Origin of the sequence: Streptomyces flavofungini (assembly GCF_030388665.1) — a bacterium.
Taxonomy (GTDB): Bacteria; Actinomycetota; Actinomycetes; order Streptomycetales; family Streptomycetaceae; genus Streptomyces; species Streptomyces flavofungini_A.
Window position 1 is genome coordinate 2,402,221 of sequence record NZ_CP128846.1, and the last position, 17,066, is coordinate 2,419,286.

Consider the following 17,066-nt stretch of genomic DNA (forward strand, 5'->3'; position numbering starts at 1 on the left):
GGCTCGGACCGGTACGCCACCCGGGCGCCAGGGCTCGCGGCCGCTGACCCCGTACGCAGTCATCGGCTTCCCGCGATTCGCCGCGTCATTCCCCGCCACTGCCGCCGGACCCGCCCTGCCCCTGACGGAGCGCGGGAGTCCGGCGGCACGGGCGGCGGTGTCGAGGCAGCGAAACGATGCTGCGGGGGCGGGCACGGGACGCGCGCTGACGCGGGAGGGGTCAGTGCTCGCGAGGAGCGGGCACCACGCGCTCCACTTCCGGATGCACGGTGAGCAGCTGCCGCATGGCGGCCTCGGCACCGGCTCCGTCGCCCGCCGCGAGGGCGTCGACGATCCGGGAGTGGTGCACCAGGGAAGCCTCGGTCGGGCGGTCGCAGCCGGTGACGGGTCCTCCGGAGACGTGGAGTGCGGCGGAGACGATGCCGGAGAGGTGCTCCAGCATGCGGTTGCCCGCGACCTGGATGAGCAGCGAGTGGAACTCGGCGTCCGCGCGGGAGAAGGTGATCGAGTCGCCCTGGGCCAGCGCGTGCCCCATGATCTCCACCATGTCGGCGAGCCGCTGCTGCACCTCCTCGCGGCCGTGCCCGGCGGCGAGGCGGGCGGCCAGGGGCTCGATGGTCCAGCGCAGCTCGCTGAGTTCGCGGCGCTGGTCGTCACGCTGCGGGCCGAACGCCCGCCATTCGATGATGTCCGGGTCGAGCAGGTTCCAGTCGCTGACCGGGCGGACCCGCGTGCCGACGTTCGGGCGGGCGCTGACGAGGCCTTTGGCCTCCAGTACGCGCAGCGATTCGCGGACGACGGTGCGGGAGACCTCGAACCGCTGGCCGATCTCCTCCGGGACCAGGGGCCGGTCGGCTCCGAGGTCACCCGAGACGATCATCTGGCCCAGCTGCTGGACCAGTTGGCCGTGCAGTCCGCGGCCGCGGTTGCCTGCGGCTCGTCGTCCCACGCGGCCCAGGTCCTGGTCCGCGCCGTCCCACAGGGGGGCGACCACGCGGTCGGCGCCGGGAGCCTCCGCGTAGGGGTAGCGGTCGAGATCGCCCGCCGGACCGGCGAGGCCGGCGTCTGCGGAACGGGCGGTGGTCATCATGGTGTGCGCAAGGGTACTCACGGATGAGTTGTCGGCTTGGCCCTCAAGTCCCTTGAGGTCTTTGGTGAAAAGCACACGAAAGGGTGATCGCTTACCTCGCTCCAATTGACGCGTTATCGGAAAGAAGTGGCCGCCTCACGGAGAGTTGCGCGCAATGCGGGAACGAAAGCCAGCAGATTGCGGTCACCTCGCCCTGTTTCGCGTCGCCGTGAGCACATAAGCGCAGAGCAGAGCCGTGACGGACAACATCATTGCGCCGCCGACGGGTTGAGCCACCATCCGGAATCCCCCGGCCAGATACCGCTCGACCCCGAAGGGCCATTCCACGAGCGCGAGCTGACGCAATCGCCCTGGCAGACCGACCGCCGATCGCACAGATGGGCCCGCGAGCCCTTTCTGTACGAGGGGTACGACGACAACCGGAACGGCGACGACGGCGGCGAGCCCGGCGGTGGTGGAACGGAACACACCGGCCGCCAGAACCCCCGCCCAAGCGCAGCCGATCATGAAGGTGATCCAACTCGCGCTCAAGGAAAGCCAGTCAGCGGGAACTCCGGTGAGCTCCGGTCCGTATACGAGGTGGAGCACGGCGGCGTCGCAGCCCACGGTCAGGGCGGCGAGGAGCAGGGCGGTGGCTGCGGCGACCACGAGTTTCGCGGCGAGGAGTCCGAGGCGGCGCGGGACGGTGCCTCGGTCCGTGGCGAGGGCGGGGTGGCGGAACTCCTCACCGAAGGCGAGTGCGCCCAGAAGACCGGCTCCGAGCGCCGCGGGCGGCAACGGAAGTTCCGTGGGCCAGGCCGCAAGCAGCCGGGGCTGCGGTGTGTGCCCGGTGCGGCCGAGGAAGACGCACAGCAGCGCGGATACGACGATGACGGCGGCCACCGTGAGGTACCCCGTGCCGATTCCGGTGGCACGGCACAGCTCGTAGCGCAGGGGGCGCAGAGGGCCGCGCGCCGGGCGGACGGCGATGGGGGGCGGCAGAGGCGACGTGGGGGGTGGGGAGGGCCGGGACGAGGATCGGTGCGGATTCGAAGCCTGGGGCCGGGGCTCCCCGGGGGTCTGCGGGGCGGTCGCGGAGGCGGGTGCATCATCGCCGTCCAGTGGGCGGAGCGGGATGAGGCGGGGTGAGGGTGCGGCTGGACGTTCCGGCTGATCCTGTGGCTCGTCCCGTGACATCTCCCGGGCCCCGGTGGCGGACGTCTCGGCCCGCGCGGCGGGCTCCGCCTCTGCGCCAGGGTCCGCCGGAGGCTCCGCGTCAGGCTGGACGGCTCTGGCGTCCTCCCTTTCGCCGGAGGGGAGTTGAGCGGTCGACGCCGGGTCCGGCGAAGGCGCCAACGGGAGGGGGACGTCCGGCGAGTGGGTGACTTCCGGCAGGACGACGCCGCCACCTCGCGGGGTGCGCAGGGGGCTCCCGGTGGGTGTGCCGGGCTTGCACTCCGGCGCTGTCGGCTTCGACTCCACCTCCGGCTCACGCTCCGCACCCGAGATCCGCCCGATGCCCGCCGACGCCCCCGCGTCCCCGATCTCGTCCGCCAGATGATGAACGAGAACGCCGTGCCTGAACGCGACCTCGCCCACATCCGCGCACGTGCTGCCGTACACCGCAAGCCTGTTGCCGTCCTCCTCCACCACCTCCACGCGCCTTCGGCGTGCGCGCGCCTCCTTGGTCAGCAGGGCGGCCAGACGCGCGGCGTGCGGCGTCCGGACTGCCACGCGGGGTCGCAGCCTGGTGCGGGCGAACTCTCCTGCCTCCTGGTCGGCGACGACGCGTCCGGCGTCGAGCGTGACGACCCGGTCAGCGGTACGCGCGGCTTCCTTGGCGTCGTCGGTGGTGTACAGGACCGCGCCGCCACGGGCCGCGTGCGCCCGTAGGAAGCTGTGCAACCAACTGCTCTCCCGGGCCGAAAGCCCATCGGCTGGATCGTCCAGGACAAGGGAGTGCGGGTCGGCGAGCAGGGCGCAGGCAAGCGCGAGTCGGCGGTCCATGCCGCGTGAGAGCGTGCCGAGCGGCTGCTCGCGGAGGCTGACGAGCCCGACGGCCTCCAGGACGTCGTCAGCACGCAGTGCCGGCACGCCGACGGCGGCACAGAGCATCCGCAGTTGGCCTCGCACCGAGCGGGCCGGATGACCGGGGACTTCACCGAGCAGCACACCCACCTCCCGGGAGGGGTGCGCGATGCGGTGCAGAGGGCGACCCCTGAAGTAGGTGATCCCGCGGCCCTGTTGGAGTTCGAGCATCAACCTGAGCACCGTCGTCTTGCCCGCGCCGACGGCGCCGAGCAGCGCCGTGACACGGCCCGCGTGCGCCTCGAAGGACACGTCGTCGACAGCGGGCGGGAGCTCCTTGCGACTCTTGCTGGTCAGTCCGATGGCCTGGATCATCGCTTCTCTCGCGGGATGTGCGACCGCTCGGCGGCCGGGGCGAGTCCGCCGGATCGGGGACGGACGAACCCCGTGGGTACCGCAGCAAGATAACGCGACATTTCCGGCTTTTCGCTCAGGGCATGAGCCGCGGGTGTCAACCGCGGTGCCTGAGACGTCGAGCGGCCCACCCCGTCAGGCAGCCAGGAACGGGCGGTACGCGGCCCAGGGGCCCTCAGACGTCCGGTCGCAGCATCGGCGGGTTGAGGAGCGTGGCGCCCCCCGCCCGGAAGAGCTGAGCCGGTCGGCCGCCCTGGCGGGTCGTCGTGCCGCCGGTGGGGACGAGGAAGCCCGGCGTGCCCGTCACCTTCCGGTGGAAGTTGCGCGGGTCGAGCGCCACGCCCCACACGGCTTCGTAGACCCGGCGCAGTTCACCGACCGTGAACTCGGGCGGGCAGAACGCCGTGGCCAGGGAGGAGTATTCGATCTTCGAACGGGCGCGCTCCACTCCGTCGGAGAGGATCTGCGCGTGGTCGAACGCGAGGGGCGTCGCCTGTTCGCCCTCGCGGCCGTACCCGCCTTGGGCCAGCAGGGCGTCGACCGGCGCCCAGCGCGCGCTGTTCGCGTCACCGCCCGCTCTGGGCGCGGGCAGGTCGGGCGCGAGCGCGAGGTGCGCGACACTGACCACTCGCATGCGCGGATCCCGCTTCGGGTCGCCGTAGGTCGCCAGTTGCTCCAAGTGCGCCCCATTGGCCTGAACCGGGCTGTCCGGATCATGGGCGCAGAGCCCTGTCTCCTCGACCAGCTCCCGCGCCGCTGCCGCCGAAAGGTCCTCGTCGGGCCGTACGAACCCGCCGGGCAGCGCCCAACGCCCCTGGAACGGTGACTCACCGCGACGCACGGCCAGCGCGCACAGCGCGTGGCGACGCACGGTCAGCACGACCAGGTCGACGGTGACAGCAAAGGGCGGGAAGGCCGACGGGTCGTAGGGCGACATGCCGCGATCATAGTCGTCTGCCTGACGATAAACACCTCCTACGTCATCTCCCGCACCATCTACTTCCGGCCCCGCTTCCCGGGGTCCTCGGCCGTCGCCCGCCGCACCCTCCACACCGTCGTCCAGCGCTCTCACACCCCCAACTGCAGCCGGTCGGCCGCTTCCTCGACCATGGCGAGCCCGAGCCTGCTGACCCGTACCGAGAACGGGGCTCCCGCCACCCGCAGCGCCGTCAGCCCGAGCTCTCCCAGGGGGGCGCTGCGGACGGGGTTCAGCGTGACCGTGCCCGCCGGGGCGTCGGGGCGGATTCCGGCGAGCACCGTCAGGAGCTGGACCCCGGCGGCCGCGGTCATCGCCGCCGGGCGGCACGCCGCCGGGTGCGGCAGCGGTGCACCGCCTTCCGCGCGTTGCTCGCTCGCGTACATCTCGGGCAGGCGATGGCCGAAGGTCTCAGCCGCGGCGAGCACTCCGCGCAGCAGTGACCCCGCTTCCTTCTCGTAACCCGCCGCGGCCAGTCCCGCGACCGCGACGGCCGTCTCGTGCACCCGCACCGCCCCGCTCCGGTGCCCGAACGGGTTGTACGCGGCCTCTTTCACGCCCATGCTCCGCAGTCCCCAGCCAGAGTCCATGGCCGGGCCGCCGAACAACCTGGCGACCTGTTCCGTCTGCACCTTGTCGAGCAGGCCGGGTGCGAGGGCCCCGGACCCGAGCAGTCCCGTGTCCAGGAGGTGGGCCGCGCTCCCGGTGAGGTACGGAACCAGTCGGCCGTCCGACAACCGTGCCGCCGCGGGCCTGCCCCCTGCCCGGTCGGCCGCCCAGAACTCCTTCCGGAACCGGGCGCGCAGCCGCCCCGCCCACTCCCGCAGCTCGCCGGCGCCCGCACGTCCATGGGCGTCGAGCAGGTCGGCGCCGAGCAGCGCCGCACGGTGGGCGTGGGCCTGGGTCTCGCAGCGTGCAGGGCCGCCGGGGTGGGGGTCCTGGAGGAAGTCGCTGCTGTCGACAGCACCGAGGAGCCACCGCAGGCACCGCTCCGCGGGCGCCAGCAACTCCTCCACGTCGGCTTCCGGCGCCCCCCAGCGCCAGGCCTCGGCCAGGAGCGCAGGGAACAGGAGCGTGGCTTCGATGCCCGTGCAGCCGGGCGGCAGCAGTGGTCCCGCGTTGCGCATCGGTCCCGGGATCATGCCCGCCCGGGACCCCGGTGCGCTGATCTGGCTGCGGGCGAGGGTGCGCAGTGTGCCGACGGCGAGCCGGGTGCCGAGCGGCAGGGCCATCCGGGCCGCCATCAGCGCTTCGGCGGGAGCGAGACCGCAGCGCCAGGGTGCCCCGGCCGCCACGTACACGTCGGTGGGATGCGCGGGGTCCCGCAGCAGCAACGCCCTCAGGTCCGCGGTGGAGGTCTCCAGGAGCCGCCCCACCGTCGGCTCGTCGCCGACCGCACGGGCCGGGGACAGCGGGCTGCTCGCGCCGTGTCCCACCGGCCGCACCGGCCCACCGCCGTCCGGGCGCACCCGCAGCTCCACACTCTGGCTGCCTCCCGGGGGCAGCTGCACCTCCCAGCGGAGCAGCCCGGCGGAGGCCAACGCATCCTTGGGCGCCGGAACGGCGGTGACGACGCAGTGGCCCTTCCCCGAGGACCAACGCATGCCGGAGTCGTGGACGCTGGCCGGCAGTTCCGGGCCTGCTCGGCCCGAAGCGACCGCGCCCAGTTCCGCGAGGTCCGTGCCGAGCGACACCTCGACGGGCAGCCGCAGGGGACGGCTGGCCGCGCTGTGCAGCGTGATCCGCTCCGTGCCGTCCGCGTGCCGGGTCCGCTCCACGACGACGTCCGGATCCGGCCCGCCTTCGGTGGACGGCAGGACCGTGGCCACGAAGCGAGCGCTGTCGGCCGACAGCATCCGCGCCTGCACGGCGACTGGTTCCCGCCCGGCCACACGCACCTGGCAGCGTGACAGCATGCGTCGGCCCGAGCGGTAGAACCCTTCGAGCCCCCGGCCGTTCAGTTGCCCTTGGTCCGTGGAGACGGCCAACGCGGGCAGCGCGACACAGACCAGCGAGGCATGCACGGGCGGCAGCGCGCCCGGACGACGTGAGACGGCGGCGGGAGCCTGTCCGGCGGGTGGGCGCCGGGCAGCCGGGGCGGGCAGGCGGATGTTGTTGTCCTGCCCGCCGTCGGATCTCTTGGACCTGCCGGAGAGGCCGGACAAGCCGGTGGCAGGAGACGGGGCGGGAACGTGCATGGGGCGGCCTCTTCTGCGTTGTCTGCGCTGCGGAGACTCGGTCGCGGTGCAGCGGCGCGACCCGGACGTGGGTACCGCCACTCAGGTGAACGGGCCTGGGCCGCCCCAAGTCACGCACACACCGCAGGAAGCCGCCCATACGGCGGCGCACTGCCGCGACGGCCGCCACGGCCCGGGCCCGCACCGGTCGCCGACTCCGGCGCCCGTCTCCCGTGTTCACCTGCGGTTCCTCGTGTCCCGCCGGGCAGAAGGCCGCCGGTGCCGCGGCCCCGTTCCCGCGGCACCGCCCGGGCGGGCCCTCCCGGTGGAACGGGAAGCACGGCGGCAGGCGGGGGACGCGGAGCCGACGCCTGCGTCAGCCCTGGGTTCAGCGGCTGCCACGACGTCGGGGCCCGCGTCGGAACTGACACCTGCACCTGCATCGGCCCCCGCACCGGCGGCTGTCGCAGCGGAAGCGGCGGCAGCCGGAGTCGAGAGGGATGCGCCAGCGGGAGCCGGGGCGGCGGTACTCAACCGGTCCGTGGTTTCCGGAAGTTCGGAGCCTCCCAGGAGCTCGGGGACCTCTTCGAGAGCAGCGCCCCGATCGGCACCGAGTCCGTCGAAGGGAGCGGGGGCCGGGGGCTCCGAGTCGATCGAGGCTTCCGCGTCGATCGGGGCCTCCAGGTCGATGAAGCCCTCCGGGACGAGCGGGACCTCAGGCTCCTCCGACTCTCGCTCGGCCCGCTCACCACGCAAAATGCGGCGAATGGGCTCGGGATCCTCGTCCGCACCGCAGGCGGGGTGGAGCAGGAGCGCGAAGGTGTAGTGCGGGTCGGCCTTCAGGGCCATCGTCAGCGCCTCCTGCCCCTCGATGAGGTCGCCCAGGGACCAGGCGACCCAGCCGGCGAGGGTCAACGGCGCCGCCGCGTGCTCGTGGAAAGGGCCGACGCAGCGGCGTGCGAGCGCCCGCCAGAGCCTGAGGGCGGGCTTCGCTTCCGCACCCTCCATCCACTCCGCCGCCCGGTCCCGGGTCGTGCGGTCCTGGATGCCGAGGATCAGAGCGGCCGCCTCGTCATGGGCCAGCAACTCGTCGTCCTGAAGGTCCGCGTCCAGCGGATCGCCCTTCACGGGCGCCTCGGCGAGACGAGCCATCACCCGGCGGGCGAGGTCGATCGTCTCGTCGGCGACCTCATCGTGGCCGCCTTCGTCCAGGATCCTGGGCAGGAGCGCGATGGCCGCCCCGTGCAGCGCGCTCTCCTGAGCAGCTGCGGCCTCGGTTCGCCACGGTGTGAGTCGTGCCCGCAGTTTTCCCTGGTCGAGGCCCACCAGACGTCCCGAGTACGCGGTGGCCGCCGCGAGGACCGAGGTGCCCGTAGGGAGCATCCGCGTACCCTCTGCCGGGCAGCACCGCTGGTCAGGGCAGCAGTACGTCCAGAAGCGTCCGTCCGAGATGCAGACGACCTCCAGGACCGGGACGTCGAGACTGCCACAGGCGGTCCGCAGGGCCTGAGCCAGTGGCCGGAGGCGCTCCACGACCTGCCGCCCGGAGTTCGCGGGGGCGGTCCCCGCCTCTCCCCGCTCGGAATTTCGGAATGCGTCCTCTCCCCGCCCGGAATCCTCGAAGGCGCCCCCGGCCACTCCTCGCCCGGACTGCCCGGAGGTGTCCCCCGCGGACCCTCCCGGCTCCTGGCAGAGGAAGGCGACGACGCCGTCCGGTCGGGCCTCGCGCCGTTCGCAGCCGCTCACGAGACACTGCGCCAGTTGCTCCGCGACGGCCGGCCAGTCCTCCGCACGCGTCGGGATTCCGAGGCGTGCCCGTCCGCCGAACCGTCCGCTGCGGCCGTGCAGCGCGATGAGGACGACGCTGCTCTCGGGCCTGAAGCCGAGCAAGTACGGCAAGGCGTCGGCCAGTTCGGCGGGAGTGCGCAGGGTGACCACGGGCTGCGTGACGGGGTCAGTGCCTGGACCTTCGAGGGAGCCTTCGGCGGGGTCTTCGATCGGGTCGACTGATTCGCTGTGATTCGTCATGCGCCGACTCTGCACCGGATCCCACCATTCCGGTTGACCTTGTGGATAACCATGATCAGGGGCACTTCAAGAGTTATCCACAGACTGGCGGACTCGTTCGCCCGATGTCGTACCCATCAGGTTGCATGGAGCCATGAGCAACGAAGACCTGCGCACGGCGGCCGACGCCGTCCTCGCCCGCCTCGTCGGCGGCCCCTCCCCCGATTCCGGCGAGGCCCCGCCGGACGGCCCCCGGCTGCGCGAGGACCAGTGGCGCGCGATCGAGGCGCTGGTCGCCGAGAAGCGCCGGGCGCTCGTCGTGCAGCGGACGGGCTGGGGCAAGTCCGCCGTGTACTTCGTCGCGACGGCGCTGCTGCGGGAGCAGGGCAGCGGCCCCACCGTGATCGTGTCTCCGCTGCTCGCGCTCATGCGGAACCAGGTGGAGTCGGCCGAGCGCGCCGGCATCCGCGCCCGCACGATCAACTCGTCCAACACGGAGGAGTGGGACACCATCCAGGCCGAGGTGGCGGCGGGCGAGGTGGACGTCCTGCTGGTGAGCCCGGAGCGGCTCAACAACCCGGACTTCCGCGATCAGGTCCTGCCGAAGCTGGCCGCGGCGACGGGCCTGCTCGTGGTCGACGAGGCCCACTGCATCTCGGACTGGGGGCACGACTTCCGCCCCGATTACCGCAGGCTGCGCACCATGCTCGCCGACCTCCCGCCCGGCGTCCCGGTCCTGGCCACGACGGCGACGGCCAACGCCCGCGTGACAGCCGATGTCGCCGACCAGCTGGGCACCGGCGGCGGGTCGGACGCCCTCGTCCTGCGCGGCCCGCTCGACCGGGAGAGCCTGAGCCTCGCCGTGCTCCAACTGCCGAACGCGGCACACCGGCTGGCCTGGCTGGCCGACCACCTCGACGAGTTGCCGGGCTCCGGGATCATCTACACCCTCACAGTGGCCGCGGCCGAGGAAGTGACGGCGTACCTGCGCCATCGCGGGCACACCGTCGCCTCGTACACGGGCAAGACGGAGAACGCGGACCGGCAGCAGGCCGAGGAGGACCTGCTCGCCAACCGGGTCAAGGCCCTCGTCGCCACCTCCGCGCTGGGGATGGGCTTCGACAAGCCGGACCTGGGCTTCGTCGTCCACCTCGGCTCGCCTTCGTCTCCGATCGCCTACTACCAGCAAGTGGGCCGAGCGGGTCGCGGCGTCGCCCACGCGGAAGTCCTGCTGCTGCCAGGCAAGGAGGACACGGCGATCTGGAACTACTTCGCCTCGCTCGCCTTCCCGCCCGAGGAGCAGGTGCGGCGCACCCTGGACGTGCTGGCGCAAGCAGACCGGCCCATGTCACTTCCGGCCCTTGAGCCTCTCGTCGAACTGCGCAGGTCACGCCTCGAGACGATGCTCAAGGTCCTCGACGTCGACGGCGCGGTCCGGCGTGTCCAGGGAGGCTGGATCTCCACGGGCAGGCCGTGGACGTACGACACCGAGCGCTACGCCTGGGTGGCAAAGCAGCGGCAGGCGGAGCAGCAGGCCATGCGGGAGTACGCGATGACGACCGGCTGCCGCATGGAGTTCCTGCGGCGCCAGCTCGACGACGAAGAAGCCGCGCCGTGCGGGCGCTGCGACAACTGCGCGGGCGGGCGGTTCAACGACAACGTCTCGTCCGCGGCGCTGGAGACGGCACGCGGTGAGCTAGCCCGCCCGGGTGTCGAAGTGGAGCCGAGGAAGATGTGGCCCACGGGCCTGGCAGCCGTGGGCATGACGTTGAAGGGACGCATCCCGGCCGGTGAACTGGCTGCTCCGGGGCGGGCCCTGGGCCGGCTCTCGGACATCGGCTGGGGCAACCGGCTGCGGCCGATGCTCGCGCCCCAGGCTCCGGACGGGCCAGTTCCGGACGATGTGTCGAAGGCTGTCGTGGAAGTCCTGGCCGCCTGGGCGAAGGGGCCGGGCGGCTGGGCCTCGGGGAGCTCCGACGCGGGGCCGCGCCCGGTGGGCGTGGTGACCATGGCCTCGCGCTCCAAGCCGCAGCTGATCCAGTCCCTGGGCGCGCGGATCGCGGAGATCGGGCGACTTCCGCTGCTCGGCTCAATGGAGTACGCCGACGGGACCGGGACCGCACACGTGCCGAGGAGCAACAGCGCTCAGCGGCTGCGAGCCCTGGACGGCACGCTGACCGTGCCGCCCTCGCTGGCCGCGGCCCTCCAAGAGGCGGACGGCCCCGTGCTCCTGGTGGACGACTCGACGGAGACCGGCTGGACGCTCGCTGTCGGGGCGCGCATGCTGCGGCAGGCCGGAGCCAAGGGGGTGTTGCCGCTGGTCCTGGCTGTGCAGGGGTGAATCGGGCTTGGGCGAGGGACGCTCTGGGCAGGGATATGCGCGACGTATCACCGAATACAGGGCGACGGCTTCAATTGCTCGTTGCCGCAAGCCAGTACGACGGGAAGAATTGGAAGCGCTCCCGCGCGGCTCCCGTGGTCCAGGAGGCCTCTGCCGCGGTGCGCCCCAATCCGACGCCGCCCTCAGCAGGGCGTGTAGCCGAAGGGAGGATCGTGACCTTCGGATTCACTCCGTCCACAGCGGCATCGACGTCGGATTCATCGGCCGCCGCCGCGATACCCGATCCCGCTCTGTCGCCCACCCGCCTCCTCGAGCCCGCCGAGTGGTCGGCCGCCGAGATCCCGCTGCTGCGGAACCCTCGCGAGGTCGTCAGCGGACTGCACGCCCGGCACCTGCCCACTCCGGCCACGGCGGTCGTCGCCGTCCTCGACCAGGAGGAGCGGGTCAGGGCGTCCGCGTCCTTCGCGAGACGGTCGAGTGTGGCCGACGGCTGGGTGTTCCGCAACGCCCTGCTCGCGCAGTTGCGCCGGGTCATCCCGCACGATCTGCGCCGCCGTACCCCGGTGCGTACGGCCGTGTTGCTCTACTGCAGGGACGGGGACGGGCTATGGACGCAGGAGGACGGCGCGTGGATGTGGGGCCTGCGAGACGCGTGCACGCTGCACGGGCTGCGCTGCGGGGCGTACATCACGCTGACCCGGGAGGGCTGGCAGGTGCTCGGCGAGGGCCGCGCGGGCCGTCGGCCGACCGCTGGTTCGCGTCCTGAGGACCTTGCCGAGGCCGAGACGCCTCCGCCGCGCATGGGTGGGGCGCCATCGGAGTTGTTACGTCGCGTCGCCGCTCGCTGAGGCATCGCAGGGCTGCGCGGCACCAGGGTTGGTGCGGGTAGGCCGCTGTCGGACACACCTGGCGTCGCCGAGCACCACGACTGCACCCCTGTGCATCACCACGGGGAACCGACGCAGGCGTCAGCCGACACCAAGCACCAAGCACCAAGCACCAAGCACCAACGACATCACACGCGACGTTTCGGCCTCACGCGTCACATGGGCGTGCAGCGAGGGACCCCGCGGGTGGTCGCCGTCCAGCGCGAGGCGGCGCGTGGCGCCGCGGCACGAGGCCGCGGCGTGGCCGCCGGGCGGGAGCGTCAGACGCCCGCACCCAGCATCGCGTTGATCCGCTGCGGGTCGCCGCAGACGACCAGCAGGGTTCCGGCCCGGGTGAGCGCCGTCGGCAGGGCCGCGACGGCCGCTTCTTCGCTGCCGCCGTTCAGGGCCACGACGACCACGGGACGAGCCGCGGCACGGGCCAGGACGGCGGCGTCGGCGTAGAAGACGTCGTCGCCCGCATCGTGCTGAGCCCAGTAGGCGTCTTCGCCGAAGGACAGCTCGTGCGTCGCCCACGGGTGCGGTTCGCCGGTGGTGATCACCAGGACGTCACCCGGGGCGCGGCCCGAGTCGAGCAGCAGGTCGACGGCTTCCTCGGCAGCGTCCAGCGCACCCTCGACAGAGGCCGGGATCAGCTGAATCTGCGGGAGCGCCGCGGCGGTGTCGACGCCGGAGGCTTCGGGGGCAGCCGGAGCTGTGGGCTCCGGCGTGGGGGCCAGGGCCGTGGGCCCGGGCTTGGCGGCCGGTTCGCGCGTCGCGCGCTGCGCGGGCGGCGTCGGCCGTGCGGGACCCGGACGTCCGGGCCGCGGCGGCGCCGCGGGACGCGGGCCGGGTACGGGGCGGGGGGTCGGCGCGTTACGGCTGTTGGCCGGCGTGGCGCGGGGACCCTGGGCACTCTCGTGAATCTGAGGCTCCTCGGGAATGAGAGGCATGCATTGTTGTCTATCAAACGCCGACGCGACACGCGTCGGCGGGTGGCACATGAGTGCGACCGGAACTGCGGAAAACATCAGAAGTCAAAGCCGAGCTGGCCCTCGATTTCCGGAACGTTTCCCTCCGCCCAGCTGCGGGCTTTCTTGAGATGCCGCCACTGGGGCAGCGCATCAAGATACGCCCACGTAAGCCGGTGGTAGGGGGTGGGCCCCCGTTCCGCCAGCGCGGCCTTGTGCACCGGCGACGGATAACCGGCGTTGGCCGCAAAACCGAAGTCTGCATGTTCGATGCCCAGTTCGGCCATCATTTTGTCGCGCCGAACCTTGGCGATCACCGACGCGGCGGCGACGGCGACGCAGGACTGATCGCCCTTGATGACCGTACGGACCCGCCACGGCGCCCCGAGGTAGTCGTGCTTCCCGTCGAGAATGACCGCCTCCGGACGGACCGGCAGGGCCTCCAGGGCACGGACCGCGGCCAGCCGCAGCGCCGCCGTCATGCCCAGGTCGTCGATCTCCTCGTGCGAGGCATGACCGAGAGCGTGTGACGTGACCCAGCCCTCCAGCTCCTCGGCGAGCTCGGCACGCCGCTTGGGGCTGATCAACTTGGAGTCGGTGAGCCCTGCGGGTGGCCTGCGCAGTCCCGTCACCGCCGCACAGACGGTGACCGGTCCCGCCCACGCCCCGCGTCCGACTTCGTCGACACCGGCGATGATCTTCGCTCCGGTGGTGGCGCGCAGGGAGCGCTCGACGGTGTGGGTGGGTGCTTCGTACGGCATGGCGCCAGACAGCGTACGCCGCCGATGACCACTCGCGACACCCCGGTTCGCCGAGCTCTGTCCGGTTTCACGCCAACGCCCCGCGCATGCGCCTCGGCCTCCCGCGCTACACACGCAACAGCGGCACCATGACCTGATCGATCAGGCTGATGAATTCCTCGTCCGTCCATTCGCTCCCGCACACCTTGGAGCGATACATCATCATCGCTGGAATCACATCGCAGACGAACGGGTCCATCGCTCCGGAACGCACTTCCCCGCGCTCCATTCCACGCCGCATGACCTCTCTGATGAGTTCCACACTCGGTCCGATGACACCCTCGACGATCACCGTATGGAAACGCTCCGCAGTTGCCGTGTCGCACTCGTGAAGAACGGCCATGAGGGCATAGCCGGGGCGTGACGTCATGGCCGCACGCATCTGGCGACACAGTTGCAGCAGGTCCTCACGAACACTTCCACAGTCCGGAACTCCCGCCAGGTCCGGCAGCCCGGCCTGCAGCGCGTCGACAACGAGGTCCTCCTTGGACGGCCAGCGCCGGTACACCGCGGCCTTGCCCGTCTGGGCACCCGCAGCGACCCCCTCCATCGTCAGCCCGCTCCAACCGACCGTACTGAGCTGCTCCAGCGCGGACTCGAGAATCGCGCGCTCCAGCACGGGGCCCCGGCGGCGCGAGGAGACCGCCTGCGCGGAGGCAGGAGTCCAACGCGAAGTAACCATCTACACATCTCCGTTGAGCAATCAAGGCAGATCCAGTGAACGCTTGCGTTCACTGTCAGGGTTTCACTACCGTAGGCCGCGACAGTGAACGTCTACGTTCACTAACGCACTTGTGGGGGACTCATAGTGACAACCTCTCAGTTAAGTAAAGATCAGAAGCCAGGCGCGGCCCGACGAGAAGGCCGACCCGGTATAGCGCTCACCATCATCGCCGCCTGCCAACTCATGGTGGTCCTGGACGCGACGATTGTGAACATCGCGCTCCCGCACATTCAGGACGCGCTCAAGTTCTCCACGACAGACCTCACTTGGGTCGTGAGTGCGTACACCCTCACCTTCGGCGGCCTGCTGCTTCTCGGTGGCCGCGCCGGTGACATCCTCGGTCGCCGCCGCGTCTTCATGACCGGCATCCTGCTCTTCACGCTCGCCTCGCTGCTCGGCGGATTCGCCCAGGAACCCTGGCAGTTGCTGGCGGCCCGGGCCCTGCAGGGCGTCGGTGGCGCGATCGCGTCGCCCACCTCGCTCGCGTTGATCACTACGACGTTCCCCGAGGGGCCCGAACGGAATCGCGCGTTCGGCGTCTTCGCAGCCGTCTCCGCCGGTGGCGGCGCGATCGGTCTACTGGCGGGCGGGATGCTCACCGAGTGGCTGGACTGGCGCTGGGTGCTGTTCGTGAACGTGCCCATCGGCGTGCTGATCGCCTTCCTCACGCCGCTCTACATCAGTGAGTCCGAGCGTCATCCCGGCCGCTTCGACTTCGTGGGCGCGCTGACCTCGACCGCCGGTATGGCCGCGCTCGTCTACGGCTTCATCCGGGCGTCCGAGGACGGCTGGCGCGACGGTCTGACCCTGGGGTCGTTCGGCGCGGCGGTCGTGCTGCTCGCCGCCTTCGTCCTGATCGAGAGCCGGGCGAAGGAACCGATCACACCGCTGAAGATGTTCGCCGACCGCAACCGGTCGGGCACCTATGTGATCATGCTCAGCCTGGCTGCCGCCATGTTCGGCATGTTCTTCTTCATCGTCCTCTTCGTGCAGAACGTGTTGAACTACACCCCCATCGAAGCCGGTCTCGCCTTCCTCCCGGTGACGGTGGCGATCGTGATCGGTGCGGGTCTGTCGCAGCGGTTCCTGCCGGTTCTCGGACCCAAGCCGTTCATGGTGACCGGCTCCGCCATCGTCGCCCTCGGTCTCGGATGGCAGACGTTCATCACTCCGGACAGCTCGTACGTCAGCGGGGTCCTCGGGCCGATGGTCCTGTTCGGCTTCGGCATGGGGCTGAACTTCGTGACGCTGACGCTGACCGCGGTGTCGGGCGTCGCCGTGCACGAGGCGGGAGCCGCATCCGGGCTGCTCAACGCGACCCAGCAGGTGGGCGGTTCGCTGGGCCTGTCCATCCTGACGACGGTCTTCGGCACGGCGAGCCGGGACGAGGCCAAGGAGCAGATCCCGGACTTCATGGCGAAGGCCTCCCCGGAGCAGAAGGCCGAGTTCGCCAAATCGGGAGAGCTTCCCGCTCCCTGGGGCCACGAGGTGCTGTCCACCGGCATCTCCACGGCCTTCCTGCCGGCCGTCGGCATGGCCGTACTGGCCCTGATCACGGCCCTGCTCGTGATCCGAGTCCGCAAGAGCGACCTGGACGCCCTCTCCGGTACGGCGAGCGCGGCAGGTCCAGCGGGGGGCTGACGGGGGGGCGTGTGTGCCGGGCCGTTCGCGACGGCGAGACCAGCCCGGCACACACGCGGTCAGCTCACCCCTGCGGTCCTCTCACGCATGTCCTCAGCGCACGGATGCCAGCCTCATCCAGCTCTCAGCCAGCAGCCACCGGCAGCCAAGCGGGCAGCGGCTCGGTCCGCTCCAGCCATGCGGCCGGGGGCGCCCCACCAGCTGCGGCCCCGGCTCCCGCGGCGACGATCCCGCCCACGATCGCGCAAGTGGTGTCCATGTCACCGCCCACTCGCACGGTCGCCCAGAAGCCCTTCTCGTAGTCGCCCAGCGCACGCGCCGCAGACCACAGCGCGAACGGCACCGTGTCGTGCGCCGTCGTGCGGCGCCCGCACCCCAGCACCGCCGCCACCGTCCCGGCGTCGCCGTAGTCGAGCATGTCCCGGGCCCTGCGCAGCCCGGCACCCACAGCGCTCCGAGGAACGAGGTCGATGACCCCGTCGAGCAGCGCCTTGGGAGCCGGCGGCCCCGCGGGGGCGGCGGCCAGTGCCGCCGCGGCGGCCACCGCCATGGCCCCTACGACGGCTTCGCGGTGCTGGTGCGTCGGGTAGGCCGAGATCTCCGCCTGGTGGGTCGCCTGCTCCGGGTCGTCGGCGTACCAGGCACCGAGCGGAGCGATCCGCATGGACGCGCCGTTGCCCCAGGACCCCTGCCCCTTAAACAGGGCGGAGGCCAGCTCCCGCCAGTCCCCGCCGCCCCGGATCCGGCCGAGCAACTGGTCCACGGCAGGGCCGTAGCCCCGCTCGGTGTGGTGGTGCTCGGCGAAGGAGCGAGCCAGCGCGTCCTGGTCGATCCTGCCGTGACCGGCGAGGACGGCCAGCACGGAGCAGGCCATCTCGGTGTCGTCGGTCCAGGCCCAAGGGCCGTCGGGCAGCTCACGCCCCTTGAGCAGTGGGTAGTGCGCGGGCACGAAGAACTGGGAGCCCAGTGCATCTCCCACCGCTAGACCACGCAGGCTGGCGAGGGCGCGGTCCAGGCGCTCGTCTGGAGAGAGGTCAGCGGTCATCGCCCTG

12 protein-coding genes are annotated in these 17,066 nt (G+C 71.6%); 3 read left to right on the forward strand and 9 right to left on the reverse strand.

All coding sequences use genetic code 11. The annotated features are described in order from the left end of the window. Positions 1–220 precede the first annotated feature (220 nt). From QUY26_RS09325 to QUY26_RS09345, 5 genes are all read right to left on the reverse strand, one after another. Entirely contained in the window at positions 221–1,111 is an 891-nt protein-coding gene (locus QUY26_RS09325) for a FadR/GntR family transcriptional regulator (protein WP_289944944.1), read from the reverse strand. Positions 1,112–1,273: 162 nt separating this feature from the next. Further along, positions 1,274–3,472, reverse strand: coding sequence for an ATP-binding cassette domain-containing protein (locus tag QUY26_RS09330; protein ID WP_289944946.1), 2,199 nt, complete (start codon positions 3,470–3,472; stop codon positions 1,274–1,276). A gap of 214 nt (positions 3,473–3,686) precedes the next feature. Continuing rightward, positions 3,687–4,448: an NUDIX hydrolase gene (locus QUY26_RS09335; RefSeq protein WP_289944948.1), complete on the reverse strand. Its 762-nt coding sequence runs from the start codon at positions 4,446–4,448 to the stop codon at positions 3,687–3,689. A 131-nt stretch (positions 4,449–4,579) separates the two neighbouring features. Then, entirely contained in the window at positions 4,580–6,685 is a 2,106-nt protein-coding gene (locus QUY26_RS09340; RefSeq protein WP_289944949.1) for a glycogen debranching N-terminal domain-containing protein, read from the reverse strand. 216 nt (positions 6,686–6,901) lie between these two features. Beyond that, positions 6,902–8,692, reverse strand: a complete 1,791-nt coding sequence (locus QUY26_RS09345) for a DUF4192 domain-containing protein (RefSeq protein ID WP_289944950.1) — start codon at positions 8,690–8,692, stop codon at positions 6,902–6,904. A 133-nt stretch (positions 8,693–8,825) separates the two neighbouring features. Between QUY26_RS09345 and QUY26_RS09350 the strand changes: the two genes are divergently transcribed. Further along, positions 8,826–11,012: a RecQ family ATP-dependent DNA helicase gene (locus QUY26_RS09350; RefSeq protein ID WP_289944952.1), complete on the forward strand. Its 2,187-nt coding sequence runs from the start codon at positions 8,826–8,828 to the stop codon at positions 11,010–11,012. A gap of 212 nt (positions 11,013–11,224) precedes the next feature. Then, a complete protein-coding gene (locus QUY26_RS09355) occupies positions 11,225–11,860 on the forward strand; it encodes a hypothetical protein (protein WP_289944953.1) in 636 nt (211 codons plus the stop codon). 299 nt (positions 11,861–12,159) lie between these two features. Here the strand turns inward: QUY26_RS09355 and QUY26_RS09360 are convergent, their stop codons facing one another. From QUY26_RS09360 to QUY26_RS09370, 3 genes are all read right to left on the reverse strand, one after another. Next, positions 12,160–12,831 carry a hypothetical protein gene (locus tag QUY26_RS09360; RefSeq protein ID WP_289944954.1) on the reverse strand — a complete coding sequence of 224 codons (672 nt, stop codon included), beginning with the start codon at positions 12,829–12,831 and terminating at the stop codon, positions 12,160–12,162. 77 nt (positions 12,832–12,908) lie between these two features. Continuing rightward, a complete protein-coding gene (locus QUY26_RS09365; protein WP_289944956.1) occupies positions 12,909–13,610 on the reverse strand; it encodes a ribonuclease HII in 702 nt (233 codons plus the stop codon). Positions 13,611–13,716: 106 nt separating this feature from the next. Continuing rightward, positions 13,717–14,331, reverse strand: coding sequence for a TetR/AcrR family transcriptional regulator (locus tag QUY26_RS09370; protein WP_289944958.1), 615 nt, complete (start codon positions 14,329–14,331; stop codon positions 13,717–13,719). A gap of 126 nt (positions 14,332–14,457) precedes the next feature. On the opposite strand from QUY26_RS09370, the gene QUY26_RS09375 reads away from it, so the two are divergent. Then, positions 14,458–16,014, forward strand: coding sequence for an MFS transporter (locus QUY26_RS09375; RefSeq protein WP_289944960.1), 1,557 nt, complete (start codon positions 14,458–14,460; stop codon positions 16,012–16,014). 124 nt (positions 16,015–16,138) lie between these two features. On the opposite strand, the gene QUY26_RS09380 is transcribed toward QUY26_RS09375, so the two are convergent. After that, positions 16,139–17,059 (reverse strand): ADP-ribosylglycohydrolase family protein, encoded by a 921-nt coding sequence (locus QUY26_RS09380; RefSeq protein ID WP_289944962.1) that lies wholly within the window; start codon positions 17,057–17,059, stop codon positions 16,139–16,141. Positions 17,060–17,066 lie beyond the last annotated feature (7 nt).

Coding starts and splice junctions, on each gene's coding strand:
- QUY26_RS09345 (WP_289944950.1), bottom strand. CDS start 8,692: ATGACGAATCACAGCGAATCAGTCGACCCGATCGAAGACCCCGCCGAA.
- QUY26_RS09330 (WP_289944946.1), bottom strand. CDS start 3,472: ATGATCCAGGCCATCGGACTGACCAGCAAGAGTCGCAAGGAGCTCCCG.
- QUY26_RS09365 (WP_289944956.1), bottom strand. CDS start 13,610: ATGCCGTACGAAGCACCCACCCACACCGTCGAGCGCTCCCTGCGCGCC.
- QUY26_RS09340 (WP_289944949.1), bottom strand. CDS start 6,685: ATGCACGTTCCCGCCCCGTCTCCTGCCACCGGCTTGTCCGGCCTCTCC.
- QUY26_RS09350 (WP_289944952.1), top strand. CDS start 8,826: ATGAGCAACGAAGACCTGCGCACGGCGGCCGACGCCGTCCTCGCCCGC.
- QUY26_RS09370 (WP_289944958.1), bottom strand. CDS start 14,331: ATGGTTACTTCGCGTTGGACTCCTGCCTCCGCGCAGGCGGTCTCCTCG.
- QUY26_RS09335 (WP_289944948.1), bottom strand. CDS start 4,448: ATGTCGCCCTACGACCCGTCGGCCTTCCCGCCCTTTGCTGTCACCGTC.
- QUY26_RS09380 (WP_289944962.1), bottom strand. CDS start 17,059: ATGACCGCTGACCTCTCTCCAGACGAGCGCCTGGACCGCGCCCTCGCC.
- QUY26_RS09360 (WP_289944954.1), bottom strand. CDS start 12,831: ATGCCTCTCATTCCCGAGGAGCCTCAGATTCACGAGAGTGCCCAGGGT.